The 21,036-nt window shown below is 74.3% G+C and carries 17 protein-coding genes; 10 read left to right on the top strand and 7 right to left on the bottom strand.

The genetic code is table 11. The features are described 5' to 3' along the window. Nucleotides 1-852: a squalene synthase HpnC gene (hpnC, locus tag ACQPXD_RS11240; RefSeq protein ID WP_432837436.1), complete on the bottom strand. Its 852-nt coding sequence runs from the start codon at nucleotides 850-852 to the stop codon at nucleotides 1-3. A 134-nt stretch (nucleotides 853-986) separates the two neighbouring features. Here hpnC and ACQPXD_RS11235 point away from each other — a divergent pair, with 134 nt between their 5' ends. Next, on the top strand, nucleotides 987-2,324 hold the full coding sequence (locus tag ACQPXD_RS11235; RefSeq protein WP_432837434.1) for a PucR family transcriptional regulator: 1,338 nt from the start codon (nucleotides 987-989) through the stop codon (nucleotides 2,322-2,324). Here the strand turns inward: ACQPXD_RS11235 and ACQPXD_RS11230 are convergent. The 4 genes from ACQPXD_RS11230 to ACQPXD_RS11215 all read right to left on the bottom strand — a co-directional run bounded on the left by ACQPXD_RS11230 (nucleotide 2,274) and on the right by ACQPXD_RS11215 (nucleotide 6,825). Continuing rightward, nucleotides 2,274-4,250 carry a phosphatase PAP2 family protein gene (locus ACQPXD_RS11230; protein WP_432837432.1) on the bottom strand — a complete coding sequence of 659 codons (1,977 nt, stop codon included), beginning with the start codon at nucleotides 4,248-4,250 and terminating at the stop codon, nucleotides 2,274-2,276. The two genes, ACQPXD_RS11235 and ACQPXD_RS11230, sit on opposite strands and share 51 nt — an antisense overlap. Before the next feature lie 153 nt (nucleotides 4,251-4,403). Continuing rightward, nucleotides 4,404-5,090, bottom strand: a complete 687-nt coding sequence (locus ACQPXD_RS11225; protein ID WP_432837431.1) for a hypothetical protein — start codon at nucleotides 5,088-5,090, stop codon at nucleotides 4,404-4,406. 46 nt (nucleotides 5,091-5,136) lie between these two features. Next, nucleotides 5,137-6,036 (bottom strand): DMT family transporter, encoded by a 900-nt coding sequence (locus tag ACQPXD_RS11220; protein WP_432843800.1) that lies wholly within the window; start codon nucleotides 6,034-6,036, stop codon nucleotides 5,137-5,139. A 24-nt stretch (nucleotides 6,037-6,060) separates the two neighbouring features. Then, a complete protein-coding gene (locus tag ACQPXD_RS11215) occupies nucleotides 6,061-6,825 on the bottom strand; it encodes an SDR family NAD(P)-dependent oxidoreductase (protein ID WP_432837429.1) in 765 nt (254 codons plus the stop codon). A gap of 126 nt (nucleotides 6,826-6,951) precedes the next feature. On the opposite strand from ACQPXD_RS11215, the gene ACQPXD_RS11210 reads away from it, so the two are divergent. The 5 genes from ACQPXD_RS11210 to ACQPXD_RS11190 all read left to right on the top strand — a co-directional run bounded on the left by ACQPXD_RS11210 (nucleotide 6,952) and on the right by ACQPXD_RS11190 (nucleotide 15,508). Beyond that, nucleotides 6,952-9,345: an RICIN domain-containing protein gene (locus tag ACQPXD_RS11210; protein ID WP_432837427.1), complete on the top strand. Its 2,394-nt coding sequence runs from the start codon at nucleotides 6,952-6,954 to the stop codon at nucleotides 9,343-9,345. Nucleotides 9,346-9,443: 98 nt separating this feature from the next. Further along, nucleotides 9,444-10,028: a SigE family RNA polymerase sigma factor gene (locus ACQPXD_RS11205; protein ID WP_432837425.1), complete on the top strand. Its 585-nt coding sequence runs from the start codon at nucleotides 9,444-9,446 to the stop codon at nucleotides 10,026-10,028. Beyond that, complete coding sequence (locus ACQPXD_RS11200) at nucleotides 9,958-11,049, top strand: hypothetical protein (protein ID WP_432837423.1); 1,092 nt, start codon at nucleotides 9,958-9,960, stop codon at nucleotides 11,047-11,049. The genes ACQPXD_RS11205 and ACQPXD_RS11200 overlap by 71 nt, the downstream gene beginning before the upstream one ends. Nucleotides 11,050-11,102: 53 nt before the next feature. After that, nucleotides 11,103-11,450, top strand: a complete 348-nt coding sequence (locus ACQPXD_RS11195; RefSeq protein WP_432837421.1) for a hypothetical protein — start codon at nucleotides 11,103-11,105, stop codon at nucleotides 11,448-11,450. Nucleotides 11,451-13,144: 1,694 nt separating this feature from the next. Then, a complete protein-coding gene (locus ACQPXD_RS11190) occupies nucleotides 13,145-15,508 on the top strand; it encodes an ATP-binding cassette domain-containing protein (RefSeq protein ID WP_432837419.1) in 2,364 nt (787 codons plus the stop codon). A gap of 118 nt (nucleotides 15,509-15,626) precedes the next feature. Here the strand turns inward: ACQPXD_RS11190 and ACQPXD_RS11185 are convergent, their stop codons facing one another. Together ACQPXD_RS11185 and ACQPXD_RS11180 are read right to left on the bottom strand one after the other, a co-directional pair. Further along, nucleotides 15,627-16,766 (bottom strand): hypothetical protein, encoded by a 1,140-nt coding sequence (locus tag ACQPXD_RS11185; RefSeq protein ID WP_432837417.1) that lies wholly within the window; start codon nucleotides 16,764-16,766, stop codon nucleotides 15,627-15,629. Then, nucleotides 16,763-17,311: a SigE family RNA polymerase sigma factor gene (locus ACQPXD_RS11180; protein ID WP_432837415.1), complete on the bottom strand. Its 549-nt coding sequence runs from the start codon at nucleotides 17,309-17,311 to the stop codon at nucleotides 16,763-16,765. The genes ACQPXD_RS11185 and ACQPXD_RS11180 overlap by 4 nt, the downstream gene beginning before the upstream one ends. A 165-nt stretch (nucleotides 17,312-17,476) precedes the next feature. On the opposite strand from ACQPXD_RS11180, the gene ACQPXD_RS11175 reads away from it, so the two are divergent. From ACQPXD_RS11175 to ACQPXD_RS11160, 4 genes are all read left to right on the top strand, one after another. Continuing rightward, the gene (locus tag ACQPXD_RS11175) at nucleotides 17,477-18,256 is read left to right on the top strand and encodes a hypothetical protein (RefSeq protein WP_432837413.1); all 780 of its coding nucleotides are present in this window, start codon (nucleotides 17,477-17,479) and stop codon (nucleotides 18,254-18,256) included. 111 nt (nucleotides 18,257-18,367) lie between these two features. After that, entirely contained in the window at nucleotides 18,368-19,072 is a 705-nt protein-coding gene (locus ACQPXD_RS11170) for a hypothetical protein (protein ID WP_432837411.1), read from the top strand. A 12-nt stretch (nucleotides 19,073-19,084) separates the two neighbouring features. Further along, nucleotides 19,085-20,287, top strand: coding sequence for a sensor histidine kinase (locus ACQPXD_RS11165; RefSeq protein ID WP_432837409.1), 1,203 nt, complete (start codon nucleotides 19,085-19,087; stop codon nucleotides 20,285-20,287). Then, nucleotides 20,284-20,943 carry a LuxR C-terminal-related transcriptional regulator gene (locus tag ACQPXD_RS11160; RefSeq protein ID WP_432837407.1) on the top strand — a complete coding sequence of 220 codons (660 nt, stop codon included), beginning with the start codon at nucleotides 20,284-20,286 and terminating at the stop codon, nucleotides 20,941-20,943. The genes ACQPXD_RS11165 and ACQPXD_RS11160 overlap by 4 nt, the downstream gene beginning before the upstream one ends. Nucleotides 20,944-21,036 lie beyond the last annotated feature (93 nt).

Raw genomic sequence — 21,036 nt, 5'->3', positions numbered from 1 at the left:
TCACCCTTCACCTCGTAGCAGCAGGCGGATCAGGTGCCGCAGCACGTCGCGGCGGCGGGGCCGGGGCGTGCCGGCGAGCACGTCGAAGCGCGCCCGCCGCAGCGCATCTGCCGCCGCCAGGCCGCCGGCCACATAGCCGGCGACCGCCAGCCGGGCCCAGCCGCGCAGCCCGCCGACCAGTGGCGAACCGCCGCGCAGCAGCGCCTCGGCCCGCTCTGTCTCGAATTCCAGCAGCCGCCGCAGCGGCGCACCGGCGGACGCCGCGTCCAGGTCCGGCTCGCTCACCCCGAAGCGGTCGAGATCCTCCTGCGGCAGATATACCCGCCCGGCCTGGCGGTCCTCGGCGACGTCCTGCCAGTGCTCGACGAGTTGCAGCCCCGTGCACACCTGGTCGGACAGCGCGATGCGCTCCTCGGTGGTGGCGCCGAAGATGCCCAGCACGATCCGCCCGACCGGATCGGCCGACAGCGTGCAGTACCGCCGCAGATCCTCGAAACTGCGATAGCGGAAGACCTTCTGGTCCTGCCGGTTCGCCTCCACGAGCCGCTGAAACGGCTCCTGCGGCAGCCGGCAGGCGTGAACGGTCCCGGCCAGGCGCACCAGGACCGGCGAGCGCGTCTCGCCCCCCGCCCAGATCGTAGCGAGGTCGGCGCCGAACTCGTCCAGTTTCGCCAGACGGTCACCACCCTGGTCCACGTCGCCCAGGTCGTCCACGACCCGGGCGAAGTCGTAGACGGCGACGAGATGTTCCCGCAGCCGCCTGGGCAGAACCCGCAGCGCGACCGGGAAGTTCTCCGCCTGCCGCCGCTGCAGCAGGGCGGCCGGATCCGGTGTGCCGATGTGCTGCGCCACGGTATCGATGCTGCGCCGCCGACCGGCAAATGATCTGCGCAAACGGGAGTAGTTCTGGCGGCGAGGTTTGTCACGAGCGCACAAAACAGCGGCAACGGTGCAACCCGTAACGTCCATGAGGTAAACAGGGAAGAATGCGCTCAACTGATGCTGGGGAGGGCGAGGGCGCGCCGGTCGTTCAGGCCGGACACCCGGCCGCACTGCGCGCGTATCTGGACCGGATCGAGGAGGTCCCGCACCTGCAGCGGCTGCTGCCGGTGCTGTTCCAGCGCGTGCCCGACATGCTCAACGAGGTTCGTGAGCTGCTGGAACGCGAGTGGCCCGACTACGCTAAGTTCCTCGCCGAGGAGCACGCCGAGGTCAGCATCGCGGCCGAGGCGTTCGCGCGGTGGCTGGTGGACAGCGCCGAGCACGGGCTCGACCACCCGCCGGGTGAATCCGCGGAGGTCACCCAGCTCGCGCTGTTCGAGGAGATCGGCCGCATCCAGTGGCGCGAGGGCCGGGAGGTCTCGACGCTGCTGTCGGCCTACCAGGTGGGCGCCCGGGTGGCTTGGCACTACGTCTCCGCCGCCGCGCTGGAGACCGGCCTGCCGCCACAGACGCTCGCGGCGCTCGCCGAGGCGGTGTTCGCCTTCGTCGACCAGCTCTCGTCGGCGTCGGCCCGCGGCTACGTGATGGAGCAGTCCCAAAGTGTGGTCGAGCGCGGCCGGCTGCGCGACGAGCTGGTCGAGCTGCTGCTGTCGGACCGCTCGGACAGCACCTCGGTGCGGGCCGCGGCGAACCGGGCCGGCTGGACCCTGCCGCGCGCCGCGGCGGTGATCCTGGTGCCGGCCGACAATCCGATCGGCGAGGAGGTGCTGCAGCGGCTGGACAGCACCTGCCTGCTCATCCGCCGCCGCACGCTGCTCGGCGCGGTCGTGCCCGACCCGGTCCGCCCGGGGCGCCGGCAGCGGCTGGTCAAGGCGCTGGCCGGGGCCGGCGCGGTGGTGGGTCACCCGGTGGGGCTGGAGCAGCTGCCGGTCAGCATGCAGTTCGCCGAGCTGACCTGGCGGCTCAAGGCGTCCGGCGTGCTGGCCGACGACCCGGTGTTCGTCGAGGACCACCTCGACGCCCTCATCGTGCACCGCGACCACCGGCTGCTGGAGGCGCTGCGCCGGCAGACGCTGGCTCCCCTGGCCCGGCTCACCCCGCCGGTGCAGGAGCGGCTGACCGACACGCTCGCGGCCTGGCTGCGGCACATGGGCGACCGGCAGGCGGTCGCCGCCGACCTGCACATCCACCCGCAGACCGTGCGCTACCGCATGAGCCAGCTGCACGACCTGTTCGGCCCCGCGCTGGACGACCCGGCGACCCGGGCGCGACTGACGCTGGCTCTGGCCTGGGGTACCGCCGGAAACCCCAACTGCCGCCCGGCGCAGAAGTCAGAGCCCGGAGCCCGTCTGGTCCCGCACCGCCGCCGGCACGCCAGCTGATCCCCCGCCCTCCCGCCCGCGCGGCTCGGCCTGCGGGGCGGCCACGGCGCGCAGCTCGGCGAAGGCGGCGGCCATCGCGTCGGTGAGCAGCCGCGCGTCGGGCACCAGGACCGGGTCGGCGCACAGCCCGACCGACAGCGTGCCGTTCCAGCCCAGGGCGCCGACGGCGAGCGGCGCGCCCGGGGCCAGCGGCAGGATCGGAAACACGCCGGCCAGCGGCACACCGGTGAGGCTCAGCTGCCCGGACGGGCCCGGCATGTTGGACACGATGGCCTGGAAGAACCGGCGGCCGTAGACGGTCCGGGCGAACCAGCGGTGCAGCGGGACCGGCAGCAGCCCGCCGATGCGGCGCATCACGAAGTTGGACGCGAGCGCGCGGGTGCCGCTGTACAGCGAACGGCTGCGCCGGGAGACGGCCAGCAGGCGTTCCGGCTCGCTCATCACGCCCAGCGGCACGTCGGTCATCACGGCGGCGGTCAGGTTGCCCTCCGCCGCCGAGCCGGGCCGGCGCACCATGAGCGGCACGGCGACCCGCAGCGGCCCCTGGAAGGCCGGGCGGATCCGCGACAGCCCGCCGGCCACCGCGGTCATCAGCACGTCGCTCACCCGCGTGCCGGTGCGCCGGGCGACCGTGCGCACGGCATCGAGCGGCAGCTCCGCGGTGGCGAAGGTGCGCCGCGGCGCGTCCCCGGTCGGCAGCCGCAGGCGCGGGAACCCGTCGGTGGCCAGCTGCGCCAGCCCGGCCACGGTGCCGCCCGCCCGGGCCAGCGGCCCCGGTCCGGCGCCCGCCGCCGGCAGCTCGGGCACGATCCGCGGCTCCAGCAGCGTCAGCGCCTGGGCCACGGTGCCCACCCCGTCGGCGATGACGTGGTGCACGATCAGCACCGCGGCGGCCCGGTCCGCCTCCACGCCGAGCACGGCCACGAACCTCCACAGCGGACGGTCGCGGGGCAGCGGCGTGGCCGCCAGCTCGGCGACGAGCTCATGCAGCGCCGCGGTGCCACCCGGGCGCCCGTCCGGCCGGGTGAGGTCGCGGACCGGCACGTGCCACTCCCAGTCCAGCTCGTCCCGCTCCACCCAGCGCGGGCGGCGCCACCGGGACGACGCCGCCGACAGCTGCTGGCGGAACCGCGGCAGCTCGTGCAGGTGGGCCCGGACCACGGCGGCCAGCGCCTCCCGGCTGAACCGGGCGACCGAGGTGTCCAACACGGCCAGGCCGCCCACGTGTTGAGCCGCGATCGGCGACTCGACGTGCAGGAAGAAGGCGTCGGCGGCGGGCACCCGGTCGGGGCGCCCCGGGCGCGCCCGGTGCCACGGCACGAACGCCAGCCAGACCGCGATGATCCCACCGACCGCGTCGAGCAGGTAGTGGTTGGCGGTCGCCACGATGACGAACATGGTGATCGTCACGTGGGCCGCGCTGGCCAGCTGTACCGCCCGGCCGGCACCGATCCGGGCGAGCGCCACGCTCACCCACAGCGCCCACGCGACGTGCAGCGACGGCATCGCCGCCAGCTGGTTGGCGTGGGCGACCAGCGGCGAGCCCCAGGAGGCCCAGGTGCGGCCGTCGGCGACGGTGTCGACGAACTGGCCGTCGCCGAGCAGCCGGGGCGGGGTGACCGGCAGGATCGCGAAGCAGGCGATGCCGATCAGGTTGAGCGCGACGAACGTGGTGCGGGCCGGCCGGTAGTAGGCCGGCCGGCGCAGGTAGAGCCAGCCGAGCAGGGCGAACGCCGCGAGCACGTAACTGGTCGCGTACTCGTAGTTGGCGACCGTGCGCAGCAGCTCGTGCCCGGAGAGCCAGCGGTTGAGCGCGGGCTCGAGATCGATGTGCAGGCGGCGCTCGAAGACGAAGATCGACCGGCCGTTGCGGTCGGCCGCCGCCCGCCGGTCGGAGTTGTCCAGGCCCGCGACGAAGCTGTACACCGCGAAAATCGCGAGCCCGAGGAGCAGTTCCGGCCAGAATGACGGGCGTTCCGTTCGGGCGGGTCGACTACCGAAACGCCCTGCGGTCACATTTGACTACTAGCACGACTCCCCCGCGACAGCGAGTGTTAACCTCGCCATATCACCTGGCTGTCAGGCGGCCGGCCGCAGCCGCAACGTCACGCCGGGCATGCGGCGCAGCGCCCGCACCCCCCACGCCGCGCAAACGGCGATCGTCAATGCGGTGAGCAGCCCGCTGAACAGGCCGCGGGAGAGTAGCCCGAAGTCGAGGCCCCAGTGCAGCAGCCCGACGCTCATCCCGGCGTCGATCAGCCGCGACACCCCCCAGACCAGGGCGACCTGCGTGAACATCCGCCGCACGGCGCGGCGCTGGAACAGGTGTACGGGCAGCGCGACGAAGTCCCGGGCGAGCCGGATCGTCACCGGCCGGCCGATCGCGGCGCTGCCGAGGAACAGCGCGGCCATCACGATCGAGCCGAACACCGGCTGCAGCACGTAGACCAGCGCGCTGGAGAGCACCAGCGCCAGGGCGGCCCGGCCGCACAGCATGCCCGCGCAGAGCAGCAGGGTGCCCGGGACCTGCCGGCCGGTGAGGCGGCGCACACCGAGCGTGACGACGCACCAGCCCATCACCGCGCAGAGCCCGGCCACCAGGCCGACGGTGTGCAGCAGCACGAACAGCAGCAGCGTCGGTGCGGCCACCGTCTCGGCGAACATCCGGGCCCCGCGCACCAGCTGTGGCTTGAGGTGACCCAGCTCGATCACCACTTCGTGCTCGTGCTCCGGCGCCGCGGCCGGGTGTTGCGACAGTTCGGTCATCTCGGCCCCCGGATCGGACGAGTCGGACGGAATTGGCGTGATGCCCTCACGCGGTGTCTCCAACCGCGTCGGGCCGGCGGATGCTCGGCGAGCGGGCCAGCGCCGACACGCCGATGAACAGCAGTGCCGCCGAGCCGGCCAGGGCGGCCAGCGCACCCGGGCCCGTCGGCGGCGTGACCCGGAACAGCATCACGCCGAGCAGGTAGCTGGCCACCGGATTGGTGATGGTCATCGCGGCGACCGCGGCCGACAGCGAGCCGGTCGCGAAGGCGCCCTGTTCCAGCAGCAGGCCACTGAGCGTGGTCACCGCCAGAATGTAGCCCGGCCAGTCCACCGCCGTCGCGGCCACACCCCGCTCGAGCAGGTCCTCGGCGGTGAGCTTCATGAGCACGGCGCTCATCGCGAAGCACAGTCCGGCCGCCACCGACACGACCGTGGCCCGGACCAGGGGCGGCCGTCCGGCCGAGGCGAAGCTCAGCAGGGCGACCACCCCGGCCACCACGACGAGGGCGGCGAGCACCCGCAACCGGTCGGTATGGCCGTTCATCGGCGCCACCGAGCGCACCGACAGGAACACCGCGACGCCGGCGCTCACCGCGACGGCGCCGAGCCACTCGATCGGCCTGGGCCAGCGCCGCGCCCAGGCGGTGGACAGCGGCATCGCGAAGAGCAGCTGGGTGACGAGCAGCGGTTGGACCAGTGCGACCGTGCCGAGGTGCAGCGCCGCCGCCTGGACCAGGAAGCCGACCAGGTTGGTGCACCAGCCGACCAGCCACAGCGGATCGCGCACCAGCCGCCGGATCAGCCTGAGCAGCGGCCCCACGAGGGCGCGGCCGGCCAGCGGGCCGGGGTTCTTCGTCCGGGTCACCGTCCGCCGGGCGGCATGCTGCTGCAGGGACGCGGCGGCCGCGAACAGAAAGCCGGCCAGCAGACCGAGCAGCACCACGAACTGCAAAAGGAAATCTCCGTCTCAGCGCGCGACGCCTCCGAACCGCGAACCGAGCCGACGGTACATGCCCGGCAGCGTTCCTCGCACCGCCACCGGCAGCCGTAGCCAGGCGGGCGCGTAGCGCTCCGGGCGGCCGGAGGCGATCATGCGCACCACGGCGCCGGCCACCACGCCCGCCGGGAGCGGCCTCGGCCGGCGGCGGTCGTAGGGCCGGCCGCGCCGCTCGAAGAACGCGGTCTGGACCACGCCCGGCACGAACACGCCCACCCCGATGCGGGTGCCGGCCAGCTCGAAGCGCAGGCTCTCGGCGAAGCTGTCCAGGCCCGCCTTGGTCGCCGAGTACACCGCCTCGCCGGCCACCCCCATCCGCCCGGCGATCGAGGTCACGAACAGCAGGTGACCCTCGCCACGCGCCAGCAGCTGGGGCAGCAGGGCCCGGGTGAGCGCGACGGGCGCGGCGAGGTTGACGGCGAGCAGCCGTTCCGCCGCGTCCTGGGGCATGTCGGCGAACCGCCCGGCCCAGCCCTGGCCGGCGTTGTGGACCACGATGTCGACCCGGCCGGCGGCCTGCAGGGCGGACTCGGCCAGCCGCGGCCCGGCGCCGGGCTCAGCGAGGTCGAGCGGCAGCGGTACCGCATCGATCCGGCCGGCCAGCTCGTCCAGCGCCGCGGTGTCCCGCCCGTGCGCGAGCACCCGGGCCCCGGCCCCGGCCAGCCCCAGCGCCACCTCCCGGCCAAGCCCCGACGACGCCCCGGTGACCAGCGCCACGCTGCCCGCGATCCGCATGCCGACAGCCTCTCACGCCCCGATCTGAGGTAGCGGCGCGCCGGAAATAAGGCGACTGCCCAAGGTAGGCCCGGTGCCTTAGGGCCTAGCGTCGGCGCTGCGACATTGCAGAGGAGGAGCACGCAGATGTCCAGGAGTCTGTTCCGGCCGGTCGGCGGGCGGCCGCTCGCCGCGGTGGCGGCGCTCGGCCTAGCGGCCACGAGTGCGGTGCTCGCCGGCACCGGCCGCCCGGCCGCCGCCGCGGAACCGTCGGCGTACAGCTGGAGCACGCCCGGCACGTACACGGTGACCGTGCCCGCCGGCGCCAGCCGGATCTCGCTGCTCGCCATCGGCGCCGCGGGCTACCCGGGCGACCGGGCCACCGACGCCTCCCTGGGCGGCGCGGGCGGCTCGGGCAGCCGGATGGCCACCGTGTTTCCGGTCGGCACCATGGTGCAGCCGGGCCACGTGCTCCAGGTCGTCGTCGGCGCCCTGGGCGGCGGCGCCGCCCGCGGCTACGGCGCTGCCGTCGGGGCCTTTCACGGGGGCAATGGCGGCAACGGCGGCGGCGCGAGCTACATCGTCGACCTGACCACCGGAAAGCTGCTCCTGGTCGCGGGCGGCGGGGGCGGCGGAGGCGGCGGCGGCCCCGCGTTCGTGTTCCTCTCCGGCGGCGCGGGCGGCAGCGGCAGTGCCGGCCACGCCGGCTCGGTGTCGGCCGGGATGGGCGGGACCTACGGCCTGGACATCACCTGTGGCACTTCCGGGCTGACCTTCGGTACCAAGGGCGAGAGCGCCGCCTCGGGCAGCACCGGAGGCGGCGGGGGCGGCGGAGGCGGAGGCGCCTGCGGGGGGCTTGGCGGCGGCAGCGGGGACCACGGCGGCAACCTCGGCGGAGGCGGCGGAGGCGGCGGCGCGGGCGGCAGCTACGCCGCCCTGGGCGAGACGGCGTTCTCCGTGACCACGAACACGGGCGACGGTCAGGCACAGGTGAGCTTCCTGCCGCCGCCGGCGGCCAAGCCGGTGATCACCTCGGGCGGCTGCGTGGCCGCCGCGGGCATGCCGACCGTCCGCTTCACCTTCTCCGCCACCGGCTACCCGGCGCCGGCGTTCAGCCTCGTCGGCGCCCCGCCCTGGCTGGCCGTCGGCGACCAGGGCGACGGCACCGCGATCCTGTACGTACCACCCACCTACCCCGGCAGCATTCCGAGCGGTGAATTCCAGTTCCAGGTCGTCGCCACGAACAGCCTCGGCACGGCCACCCAGGACTTCACCGTGTCGCGCTCGGTCCCGTGGTTCATCGAATGGCCACGCCACCCGCGCTACCTCACCGCGTCCAGCGATAAGCCCTGGAGCTGGCAGATGCCCGCCGGGAACTGTTTCAAGGCCGCGAGCTACGGCTTGAAAAGCGCGGACCCGGACCACGAGACGTGGCTGCCGGCGATGAACTGGCAGACCGGTGAGCTGCACGGGACGCCGCCGGCAAGCGCCGCGGGCGTGCACCACTACATCGTCAGCGCGCTGCCGGCCGACGGCAGCCCGGTGGTCACCGCGCCGCTCAACCTGGTGATCGACCACACCCCACCGGCGGTCACCGGCGGCGCCCTGCCGGCCGCGGTGGTGGGCCGGGCCTACCACGCGCAACTGGCCGGCACCGGCGGTTACGAGGCCTACACCTGGTCGGTGGCGCCGGGCAGCACCCCGCCGCCGGGGCTGACGGTGAATTACGACGGCACGGTCACCGGCACCCCGGCGCAGACCGGTCACACCGACCTCGAGGTCAGGCTCACGGACTTCGACGGCGCCACGGCCGGCGGGAACATATCCATCGACGTCGACCCTCCGCTGGACGCCTCCGTGACGTCGCTGCCCTTCGGCGTCGTGGCCAGCCCGTACGCGATGTCGCTGGTCGCCTGGGGCGGGACCGGCCGCTATACCTGGTCGGTGGCGCCGGGCAGCACCCTGCCGGCCGGCGTGACCCTGGCGCCGGACGGCACCCTCGCCGGCACTCCGGCCGGCGCCGGGCTGTCCTACGCGACGCTGCGGGTGAACGACGCGGACGGGCAGGCACACGACGTGGACGTGCTGTTCATCATCGTGGAGTCGCTGTCCGCCCTGACCGCCCAGCTTGATCCCGAGTCGGGCGGCGAACCCTGGCCGGTCACGATCACCGGCGGATCCGAGGCGCCGGGGGCCACGGTGATCCGCACGCCCGACGCCACGGTGCCGGACGCGGTGTGGACCTTCACGCCGCTCCGCCCGGACCAGCCCGGCGGGACCTACCAGATCGCCAACCGGGCCACCGGCCTGTGCCTCGCCACGGACGGGGTGGCCGGCGATGCGGTGTACCAGGCGCCCTGCACCGGCGGCAGGGGCCAGATCTGGCAGACCGGGTCGGACTTCGGCGGCGAGAGCATCTCGTGGGTCCGCAACCCGGCCAGCAACCTGTACCTGCACCTGGACTCCGGCGGCACGATCGTCGACACGCAGCCGTGGGACGGGCGGCGCGACGAGTCCTTCTTCCCGGTGACCATCTTCTGACCCGCTGACGCTCCGACTCTCGGAGAAATTTGGCCCGGCCGTGCAACCTGCGGCCGGGCCGGCGCCGTCTTGGGCCCCGACGAGAGGAGCGACATCACGTGAAGCAGGCCGAGGAGGAGGAATTCCGGCAGTTCGTCGCCGCGCGCATGGGCGCGCTGCGGGCGCTGGCGTATCTCACCTGTGGCGACTGGCAGCACGCCGAGGACGCCGTGTCGGACAGCCTGGCCCGGCTGTACACCCGGTGGCACAAGGTCGGCTCGCCGGAGCGGTACGCCTACCGCATGGTCGTCCGCGCCGCGATCGACGAGGTGCGCCGGCCGTGGCGGCGGGAGCGGTCCACCCGCACCGAGCAGCTCGAGCGCGCCGAGCCGGACCAGTCCGACGTGGTCGACGAGCGGCTGAGGATCCGCGGCGCGCTGCGGGAACTGCCGCCCGGCCAGCGGGCCGTGCTGGTGCTGCGCTTCTACGCGGAGCTCAGCGTCGGCGAGGTCGCCGAGATCATCGGGCGCAGCGAAGGCACCGTCAAGAGCCAGACCGCGCGGGGGCTGGCCACCCTCCGCGAACGGCTGTCCACCCACGACATCCACCTGACCGAACCAGGAGACGAGACCGATGAACATCGACATGCACGAGCTGCTGGACGTAGCCACGTCCGACCAGCCGCCGCCGCGCGACACCGTTGACCACGTCGTCGCCGCGGGCCGCCGGCGCACCCGCCGGGCGCTCGCCCAGCGGACCGGCGTGCTGGGCGGCGTCGTGGCCGTGGCCGTCGCGGCCGCGCTGGTGTGGCAGAGCGCCGTCCCGCGGGCCGGCGCCGGCGACCGGGCCCCGATCGCGGCGGACCGGCCCGGCGGCGGACCGGCGTTCGTCACCACGTTCGCCGGCTACGCGGTCGGCGACTTCCGGGTCGGGGCGCCGGCCCAGGTGACGCCCGGCTACCAGACGGCGACGGTGTTCCACGACAACATGGTCGTCGGCGAGGGCGACCCGATCACCCGCCAGGTCGGCTCGCTGAGCGTGTACCGCCCCGGCGCCTTCCGCCCCGAGGTGTTCCAGCACGGCACGGCGCTCACCGTGAACGGCCGCCCGGCCTTCCAGGCGGAGATCAGCTACACGGTCAACCAGCTCGACCGGCGCACCGGCACCGGGACGCCGACGCCGGTGCCGCATGTCGATGTCGCCATCGCCTGGCAGTACGCCGACGACGCGTGGGCGGTCATCCGTGGCGGCACCGCCCCGGGCTTCGACGTGCCGGCCGCCACGCTGCTGCGGCTGGCCGAGCGGTTCGCGCCGGGCACGTCCGCGGCGGTCAAGGTGCCCTACACCGCCGGCTACCTGCCGGCCGGGTGGGCGCTCGCCTCGGCCGGCCCGCACCTGCCGATCGACAACGAGGACGGCTCGACGATCTCGTGGGTCGCCTTCACCCGGTCCGGCGTGTCGTTCACCGGCCTGACCGAGCCCGTCGACCTGCTGGGCGTGCCGTCGCTTTCGATCGTCGTGGGCCGGCGCGGCACCGAGAACCCGGTCAGCACGCCGTGCCCGCCCGGGGAGCACTTCTGCCAGTACCCGATCACCGGCACCGACTACTACGTCGAGGTCGTTTCCGGGGCGCTGCCGGCCGACGAACTCGCCAACATCGCCGAACACCTCGTCTTCGACGACCTGACCCGGCCGGACACCTGGCACGACGCCGCCGGCCTGTAGCCCACCACGGCGCCGCGGCTTGCCGCGGCGCCACCGAACGATAGGGTCGCCGCGTGCGAGATGCCCGCCCGTCCCGGCTCGGCGGCCTGTGGGCGCTGCTGGTGGGAGGCGCCGCGATCGCCGCCCTGCTGGTGTTCCTCCATCCGATCCTGGACCCGTCGGCCTGCCCGAACGCCGGGGCGGCGGGCAACGCGAGCGCCTTCGCCGATCCCGCGTGGGACCTGTATTTTCCGCTGGTGCTGCTTTGCTGGATCGTGTCGATCGCCGTGGAGCAGGCTTTGCCGGTGACCTGGCGGCACCGCACCCGCGCCGAGACGGCCCTGCGCGCGACGGCCGCGCTGGCCTTGTCCGTGACGGCCTCATGCTGCCTGGGCCTGCAGGTGGCCGTCGCCTGCCACTGACCCCCACCACCTCCCCCGCCGCGCCGCGCCGCCGAGCAAATCGGATATTTCCGATTTTCCTGGACTGGATGGCCGCGGGCGGGGCCACAGGCCGCGCGGCCGGCAGGCCCGGCGGGCGGCAGGCCCGGCGGGCGGCAGGCCCGGCGGGCGGCAGGCCCGGCGGGCGCGGCGGGCGGCGGGCGGCAGGCCCGGCGGGCGCGGCGGGCGGCGGGCCCGGTGGGCGCGGTGGGCGGCGGGCGCGGTGGGCGGCGGGCCCGGCGGGCGCGGTGGGCGGCGGGCCCGGCGGCCGGCGCTGCACGCCGCGGAGCACAGCGCAGCGACCAGAAGTCTCCGCGATCATGCCGCACCCGCCGCTGACACCAAGGGTTTTTCATGATCGCGGAGTGATCATGTACACCCGTGTACCAGAAGTCTCCGGGATCATGGCAAACCCGTGGTGCGGCTGCGGCGCCACGCATGATCACGGAGACATACGTCCGCCTCGCCCTCGACGCGGAAGCGCGGGCGCGGAAGCGCGGGCGCGGAAGCGCGGGCGCGGAAGCGCGGGCGCGGAAGCGCGGGCGCGGAAGCGCGGGCGCGGAAGCGCGGGCGCGGAAGCGCGGGCGCGGAAGCGCGGGCGCGGAAGCGCGGGCGCGGAAGCGCGGGCGCGGAAGCGCGGGCGCGGAAGCGCGGGCGCGGAAGCGCGGGCGCGGAAGCGCGGGCGCGGAAGCGCGGGCGCGGAAGCGCGGGCGCGGAAGCGCGGGCGCGGAAGCGCGGGCGCGGAAGCGCGGGCGCGGAAGCGCGGGCGCGGAAGCGCGGGCGCAAAAGCGCGGGCGCAAAAGCGCGGGCGCAAAAGCGCGGGCGCAAAAGCGCGGGCGCAAAAGCGCGGGCGCAAAAGCGCGGGCGCAAAAGCGCGGGCGCAAAAGCGCGGGCGCAAAGCGCGGGCGCAAAGCGCGGGCGCAAAAGCGCGGGCGCAAAGCGCGGGCGCAAAGCGCGGGCGCAAAAGCGCGGGCGCAAAAGCGCGGGCGCAAAAGCGCGGGCGCAAAAGCGCGGGCGCAAAAGCGCGGGCGCAAAAGCGCGGGCGCAAAAGCGCGGGCGCAAAAGCGCGGGCGCAAAAGCGCGGGCGCAAAAGCGCGGGCGCAAAAGCGCGGGCGCAAAAGCGCGGGCGCAAAAGCGCGGGCGCGGAAGCGCGGGCGCGGAAGCGCGGGCGCGGAAGCGCGGGCGCGGAAGCGCGGGCGCGGAAGCGCGGGCGCGGAAGCGCGGGCGCGGAAGCGCGGGCGCGGAAGCGCGGGCGCGGAAGCGCGGGCGCGGAAGCGCGGGCGCGGAAGCGCGGGCGCGGAAGCGCGGGCGCGGAAGCGCGGGCGCGGAAGCGCGGGCGCGGAAGCGCGGGCGCGGAAGCGCGGGCGCGGAAGCGCGGGGCGCGGGGCGCGGGCGCGGGGCGCGGGGCGCGGGCGCGGGGCGCGGGGCGCGGGGCGCGGGGCGCGGGGCGCGTGGGCCGCGACGCCGGTTGTCCGGGATGCCGGTCGTTGGGGGCGTCGCTGAGCGTGCGCGATCCGTGGCGGGCTGCTGAGCGTGGGGCTTTGGCGGCTATCGTTCGCGCGAAACGGGCAGGATTGGAGAAGCGCGCTCGCCGCGGGACCGCATAGCCTCACCGGAGTGGGCGTTGACCAGGGGGTGTTGTTACCGTCGGTGGCCCGAGACAGGACGGAGACACGATGAGCGAGGCGTCGCACGCTGCTGACAGCCATGACCTGATCCGCGTGCACGGCGCGCGCGAGAACAACCTCAAGGACGTCAGCATCGAGATTCCGAAGCGGCGGCTGACGGTGTTCACCGGCGTGTCCGGCTCGGGCAAGAGCTCGCTGGTGTTCAGCACGATCGCCGCGGAGTCGCAGCGGCTGATCAACGAGACGTACAGCGCCTTCATCCAAGGGTTCATGCCGACGCTGTCCCGGCCCGACGTCGACGTGCTCGACGGGCTGACCACCGCGATCATCGTCGACCAGCAGCGGATCGGGTCCGACCCGCGCTCCACCGTCGGCACCGCCACCGACGCCAACGCGATGCTGCGCATCCTGTTCAGCCGGCTCGGGCAGCCGCACGTCGGCTCGCCGCAGGCGTTCTCCTTCAACGTCGCCTCGATCAGCGGGGCGGGCGCGGTCACCGTCGAGCGCGCCGGGCAGACCACGAAGGAGCGGCGCAGCTTCAGCATCACCGGCGGCATGTGCTCGCGCTGCGAGGGGCGGGGTGCGGTCAACGACATCGACCTGACCGAGCTCTACGACGACACCAAGTCGCTCAACGAGGGCGCGCTGAAGATCCCCGGCTACAGCATGGACGGCTGGTTCGGGCGCATCTTCGCCGGCTGCGGCTTCTTCGACCCGGACAAGCCGATCAACAAGTTCACCAAGAAGCAGCTGCACGACCTGGTCTACAAGGAGCCGACCAAGATCAAGGTCGAGGGGATCAACCTGACGTACGAGGGGCTGATCCCGCGGATCCAGAAGTCGATGCTGTCCAAGGACGTCGACTCGCTGCAGCCGCACATCCGCGCCTTCGTGGAGCGGGCGGTCACCTTCACCACGTGCCCGGAGTGCGGCGGTACCCGGCTGAGCGAGCTGGCCCGGTCGTCGAAGATCAAGGGAATCAGCATCGCCGACGCCTGCTCGATGCAGATCAGCGACCTGGCCGGGTGGATCCGCGGGCTGGACGAGCCGTCGGTGGCGCCGCTGCTCGCCGCGCTGCGGCAGACCCTCGACTCGTTCGTGGAGATCGGGCTGGGGTACCTCGCGCTGGAGCGGCCCTCGGGCACCCTGTCCGGCGGCGAGGCGCAGCGGGTGAAGATGATCCGCCACCTCGGCTCCTCGCTCACCGACGTCACCTACGTCTTCGACGAGCCGACCATCGGCCTGCACCCGCACGACATCCAGCGGATGAACGACCTGCTGCTGCGGCTGCGCGACAAGGGCAACACGGTGCTGGTCGTGGAGCACAAGCCGGAGACCATCTCGATCGCCGACCACGTCGTGGACCTCGGCCCGGGCGCCGGCGCGGCGGGCGGCACGGTCTGCTTCGAGGGCACCGTCGAGGGACTGCGGGGCAGCGGGACGATCACCGGGCGGCACTTCGGCGACCGTACCTCCCTGAAAAAGACCGTGCGCACGGCCACCGGCGCCCTGCAGATCCGCGGCGCGACCACCCACAACCTGCGCGCCGTCGACGTCGACGTCCCGCTCGGGGTGCTGTGCGTGGTCACCGGCGTGGCCGGCTCCGGCAAGAGCTCGCTGATCCACGGCTCGATCCCGGCCGGCGCCGGGGTGGTGTCGATCGACCAGAGCCCGATCCGCGGCTCGCGGCGCAGCAACCCGGCGACCTACACCGGGCTGCTGGAGCCGATCCGCAAGGCGTTCGCCAAGGCCAACGGCGTGAAGCCGGCGCTGTTCAGCGCCAACTCCGAGGGCGCCTGCCCCACCTGCAACGGCGCCGGCGTCATCTACACCGACCTGGCGATGATGGCCGGCGTGGCCACCACGTGCGAGGAGTGCGAGGGCAAGCGGTTCGGCGCCGCGGTGCTCGAGTACCACCTGGGCGGCCGGGACATCAGCGAGGTGCTCGCGATGCCGGTGACCGAGGCCGAGGCGTTCTTCGGCGCCGGCGAGGCGCGCACGCCGGCCGCGCACACGATCCTCGACCGGCTCGCCGACGTCGGGCTCGGCTACCTCACCATCGGTCAGCCGCTCACCACGCTGTCCGGCGGCGAGCGGCAGCGGCTGAAGCTGGCCACCCACATGGGCGACAAGGGCGGCGTCTACATCCTCGACGAGCCGACCACCGGCCTGCACCTGGCCGACGTCGAGCAACTGCTCGGCCTGCTCGACCGGCTCGTTGACGCCGGCAAGTCGGTCATCGTGGTCGAGCACCACCAGGCGGTCATGGCGCACGCCGACTGGATCATCGACCTGGGCCCGGGCGCGGGCCACGACGGCGGCCGGATCGTGTTCGAGGGCACGCCCGCGGACCTGGTCGCCGCCCGCTCGACGCTCACCGGCGAACATCTGGCCGACTACGTCGGAGCCTGATAGTGCTTGGGACTCCGGTCCGCGCAACTGACGACCGCTGCTCCCGTCAGAGAACGGGCCGGGCCTGCCCTGAACGGGCGGCCCGGCCCTGCCAGGTCCGTGGTGCCAAGAGCGAAAATCACGAACCCGGCAGCGGATTCTCCGGCCAGGAGCTCGGATCGGCGCCGCCCAGCCACTGCAGGCCGGCGGTGAGGCCGCGCACGACCGCGCCGTCGTAGTGGCCCTCGGCGGTCACCGACACCTCCGCGCCGCCGCCCACGGCCATGAGGACCTCCAGGATCTGGTTGCCGCCGTCGCCGGGGTGTTCGACGACCCGGGCCGGGCGGCCGCCCAGCGTCTCGTTGAGGTCCGCGGCGGGCGGCCCGTTGCCGTGCTCCGTGGTGAAACTGATGTAGGAGCCGCCGATCGCGACGGTCAGGCCGGTGATGACGTCTTCGCCGGCGATGAAAGTTATGGTGCACGTCTCCGGCTTGGCGGCCGCGGGGGCGGACGGCAGGCGCAACGGCACGGCGCAGCGGAACGTGCGGTCCAGGCGCACGCCGTTGCCCACGGCAAGCGCCGCGGGCTCGTCGAACGGGCCCGACACCTGCAGCCAGAGCCCGTTGGCCAGGCGCCAGCGCAGGGTGCCGGCGCCGTACTTCGCCAGGTAAGCGAACGTGCCCGGGCGCCCGCCGACGGTGACGGACTTCCGGGTGCCCTCGAGCGGCTCGAAGTCGGTGGTGGAGCGGGCGAGCCGGACGGTCATCTCCGGCATCGTGCCGGACCCGGCGGAGGCCCGGCCCTGCACGTTCAGGCGCTCGCCGTCGGTGGACGACAGGTACTGCACGAGGTCGACCGGGAACGGCAGCGCGTCCAGGCCGAGGTGTATCCGCAGCGGCCGGCCGACCGCGGAGGGGTCGCTCAGCGCGGTCGGCTCGCCGGCGGCGACCGGCAGGGCCGGCAGGGACTCCAGCGGCGGCGGGAGCGTGCGGGCGGTGGCCGAGGGCGCCGGGCCGGCGGAGACCGGCGCCGGGCCGCTCGTGACGGGCGGCGCGGCCGGCACCCCGCCGGGGGCGGCGGGCAGCAGCGCGGCGGCCAGGGCGATGCCCGTGCCCACCGCGGCCACGGACAGCGCCGCGCCGGCCACGATCGCCAGGCGGCGGCGCCGGCGCAGCCGCAGCCCGCCCGCCCGCGCCCCGGCCAGCAGCCGCTCGACGTGCACGTCGTCGTCGGCGATCCGGGTGAGCGTGTCGCTGACCATCCGGTCGAGTCCGGTCACGGCTTCCCCCCGTTGAGTGTCAGGCCGCCGTGGGCGGTCCGGGCTTGCGCGGTGCCGGCCGGGCCGGCGTCGGTCCCGGCGGCGGCGAGCCGGGCCCGCAGCGTGTCCAGGGCGCGCTTGACCTGGCTGCGCACGGTCTCCCGGCTGCAGCGCAGCAGCGCGGCGATCGCCGCGTCGTCGAGGTCCTCGTAGTAGCGCAGCACGACCGCGGCGCGCTGCTTGGGCGGCAGGTCGCGGACGATCCGCCAGACGGCGTCGCGCTCGGCGGTCTCGGCGCCGAGGTCGTCGCGGCCGGGGGTGTCGCGCGGCTCGGCCATCACGACCTCCCGGCTGGCGGCCAGGCGCCGGCGGGAGATGGCGGCGTTGACGAGCATCCGGCGCAGGTACGGCTCGGGCGGGTCGGCCGCGATCCGGTCCCAGCGCACGAACGCCCGGGCGAGCACCTCCTGGGCGAGGTCCTCGCCCTGGTGCCGGTCGCCGGTGAGCAGCCGCCCGAGCCGCACCAGCGCGGCGCCGCGCTGCCGTACGTAGTCGTCGAACTCCACGCGGAGCCCCTCCCCGTCGCCGTACCGTCCCCCATTGCACGCGGTGGGGGTCCCGCGCTGTTGCACGGGCCCGGCGGTGGGCAGGCCGCTGTGGGTACGCGTCCGGGCCTCAATGGGCCTTTAGGCCCAAGATTGTCCATCCGCGCGGCCGATACCGTCCCGAATATGTCTGACTGGCTCTACGGCCGGCACCGGGCACCCCGGGGACGGCCCATCTGGCGATCGGTTGCCCAGACGGTGCTGGTGGTGGCGACCGCCCTGGCGCTGGGGATGGTCATGGCCGGCTCGTCCGGGACCGAGACCCCGCGGACGACCGAGACCGGGACGCCGGAGGTCGCGCCGCCGCCCGCGGCGGACGTCGCGGCCCCGGCCGACCACATTCCGGCGTCCGGCGCGCCGGACGGGCTGGGCCCGGCCACCCTGGCGGCGGACACCAGCGCCATCCCGCCACCGGCCAGCGCCGCCGGGGCCCCGGCGGCCAACGGGGTTGTCACCGGCGCCGTCGGGGGCGGCGCGCCGACCCGGACCACGGCGGCCGCTCCGCCACCGCCGCCACCCCCGCCGCCCGCGTTCGCGCCGATCAGCGTGCAGGCCGAGAACGGCGGCAACACCCTCTACGGCGGCGCCGAAGCCACCGGCTGCGACACCTGCGACGGCGGCGCCCGGGTGCGCTACGTCGGCGGCGAGAACCGGGTGGTGATCCACGCCACCGCCAATGTGGCCGGCACCCGCACCGTGACCGTCCTCTACGAGACCGACGGGGTGCGCATCCTCAAGATCGCGATCAACGACGGATCGCCGCGCGTCGTGCGGCTCGACGGCACGAGTTGGACGGCGCCGCTGCAGCTCACGTTCACGGCGACGATCCCGGCGGGCGCGGTCAACGTGTCGTTCTTCAATGACGAGGGGCCGGCGCCGGATGTCGACAAGCTGACCATTACCTGACCCGCCGGCCGCTGCGCGGGTAGCGTCCTCAGGTTCTGTTTGCATCCATTCCCATCCGTAAGTACGGTAACGGGGCAGGTGTGAATAGTTCGTGCCCGAGGAGGACGTGTCGTGACCGTCCCGAAGGCAACCGATGATCTGACCGACCCATCGGTCGCCGATCCGGCTGACCTGGACCGGCGGCTACGCCCCCGGCACTGGGTCGGTATCGGCATCCTGGCCGTGGCCGTCGGCATCGCGGCGTTCATCCTGCCGCCCCTGATCGGGTCGTCCGGCGGCGGCTCGCCGGCGCCCCGAGGCGCGGCCGGTCCCGGCCCCGGCTCGGTGACCTCCACGTCGGCGACCCTCGGGGTGACCGGCACCGAGCCCGCCCTCACCGCCGGATCGCCGGGCCCGAGCTCCGCACCGTCGTCGGCGCCCCCGGCGGTCACGGCCGCACCGTTCGAGCCGATCAGCCTGCAGGCGGAGGACCCGACGAGCAGCCTGGCCGGCAGCGCCTCGGTGGCCGACTGCGACACGTGCGATGGCGGCGCCCGGGTGCGCTACATCGACTTGCAGGCCAGCGTGACGCTGCACTTCGTCGTGCCCTCCGCCGGCCGCCGTGAGATCACGGTCCTCTATGAGCTCGACGGCGACCGCAAGCTCAAGGTGTCCATCAACGGCGGGCCGCCGGTCAAGCAGGTCCTCACCGGCCACAGCTGGGACAAGCCCAGTGCGTTCTCCTTCGTCGCCGTCGTTCCACAGGGCGTGGTCACCATGCGGCTCTACAACGATGAGGGCCCGGCGCCGGACATCGACAAAGTCACCATCTCCTGAGGGAGTGGCCCGATGGACCGGTTCGTCGCCTACGCCGCGCTCTGCCGGGCGCTGCTGCTCGGCCGGCTCGCGATCTCGTTCGCCGCGGTGGGCGTGGGCATCCGGCTGGTCGACGACCGTTGGCGGGCGATCGCCACGCTGGTCCTGATCGGCGTCACCACACTCGCCCAGGTCTGGGCGCTGAGCCGGTTTCCGCACATCGTGCGGTGGCGGTTGCCGGTGCTTGCCGTCGATGCCGCATTGGTACTGTGCGTGCTGCTGCTCAGCGACGGCGGGGTGGCCTACTTCTGCTACGCGGCCGGCTCCGCCGCCCTGGCCGGCTCGCTGCTGGGCACCGGCGGCCTGCCGCTGTGGGTCGCGCACGCGGCGCTGGGCTCCGCGGTCTCGGTGCAGCTGCTGCGCGGCGCCGAGCCGCTCGCCGCGCCCGGGCACCTCGCCCAGTTCGTGGTCGCGCTGCCGATGACCGACATCGTGTGCGGGCTCGGCGCGGCGGCGCTGACCGGCGCGGTGGCCCGCTACATCGACATGTCGGTCGCGGCGATGGCGGCGGCGCAGCGCTCCGCCGCCGCGTCCGAGCGGGCCCGGCTGGCCCGCGAGCTGCACGACTCGGTGACCAAGACCCTGCGCGGGGTGTCCTTCGCCGCGCTGGCGCTGCCCACCTCGCTGCGCCGCCACCCCGACCTGGCCGAGCAGCTCGCGATGACCGTCTCCGAGGGCGCGGACGCCGCCGTGCGGGAGTCCCGCGAGCTGCTCGCGGCGCTGCGCCGCGACATGCCCGACCGGCCGTTCGCCGAGACCCTGCGCAGTGTGTGCGAGACGTGGCAGCGCACCACCGGCGTCCGCGTCGATCTGACCGCGGCGCCGGTCGAGCCCTCGCTCGCCGCGCGCTACGAGCTGACCCAGATCCTGCACGAGGCCCTGCGCAACGCCACGAACCACGGCCACGCCACGCTGGTCACGGTCGTGCTCGCCACCGCGGGCGGCACGATCTCGCTGTCCGTGCGCGACAACGGCGCCGGCTTCGCCGTCCCCGCGGAGCTGACCGCGCTGTCCGCCGCCGGCAGCTTCGGCATCGTCGGCATGGCCGAGCGCGCCCAGGCGGCGGGCGGCACGCTGGACATCCGGTCGCACCAGGGCGCGGGCACGCTGCTGGTGGCGCAGGTCCCGGCGGCGAGCGCCCCGGCCGGCGTGGCCACGAGGACGGTACCCCGATGATCGATGTCCTGATCGTCGACGACAACCCGATCGTGCGGGCCGCGCTGCGCGGCTTCCTCACCGCCGCCGACGACATCCGGGTCGTCGGCGAGGCCTCCGACGGCCGCACCGCGGTCACCACTGCCCGGCGGGTGCGGCCCACCGTCACCCTGCTCGACCACCGGATGCCGATCGCCGACGGGCTGAGCGTCATCGGCGCGCTCTGCGAGCACACCGCGGTTCTGGTGCTGACCAGCGACTCCGACGAGGAGCTGATCGCCTCGATGCTGCGCGGCGGCGCCCGGGGCTACCTGGTGCACGGCGAGTTCGACCCGCCGGAGCTGCTGCGGGCCGTGCAGGCCGTGGCCACCGGCCGGGGCTGGCTGTCCCCGGCGGTCGCCGCGATCACCATCTCCACGATGCGCAAGCAGGCCGCCCGCGACCGCGCCGAGCTGGACCGGGCCGACGAGCTGCGCCAGATGCGGGAGCGCTTCGGCCTGACCCAGCGCGAGCGGGAAGTGCTCGACCTGCTGTGCTCGGGGCACTCCAACGCGGCGATCGCCCGCCGGATGCTGCTGACCGAGAAGACGGTCAAGAACCACCTCAACCACATCTTCACCAAGCTCGACGCGAGCAACCGCACCGAGGCCGCGATGCGCTGGACGGGCCGGCAGTAACCCGGCAGAAATCAGGCGCCGGCCCGGCCCGATGAACGCGGCGGGCGGCGGCATCGTCGTGATACGAGCGGGTAACCGCCGCGGCCCGCCCGG

Origin of the sequence: Dactylosporangium sp. CA-092794 (genome assembly GCF_050948465.1) — a bacterium.
Lineage (GTDB): Bacteria > Actinomycetota > Actinomycetes > Mycobacteriales > Micromonosporaceae > Dactylosporangium.
This window is presented reverse-complemented; position numbering and strand designations above follow the sequence as displayed.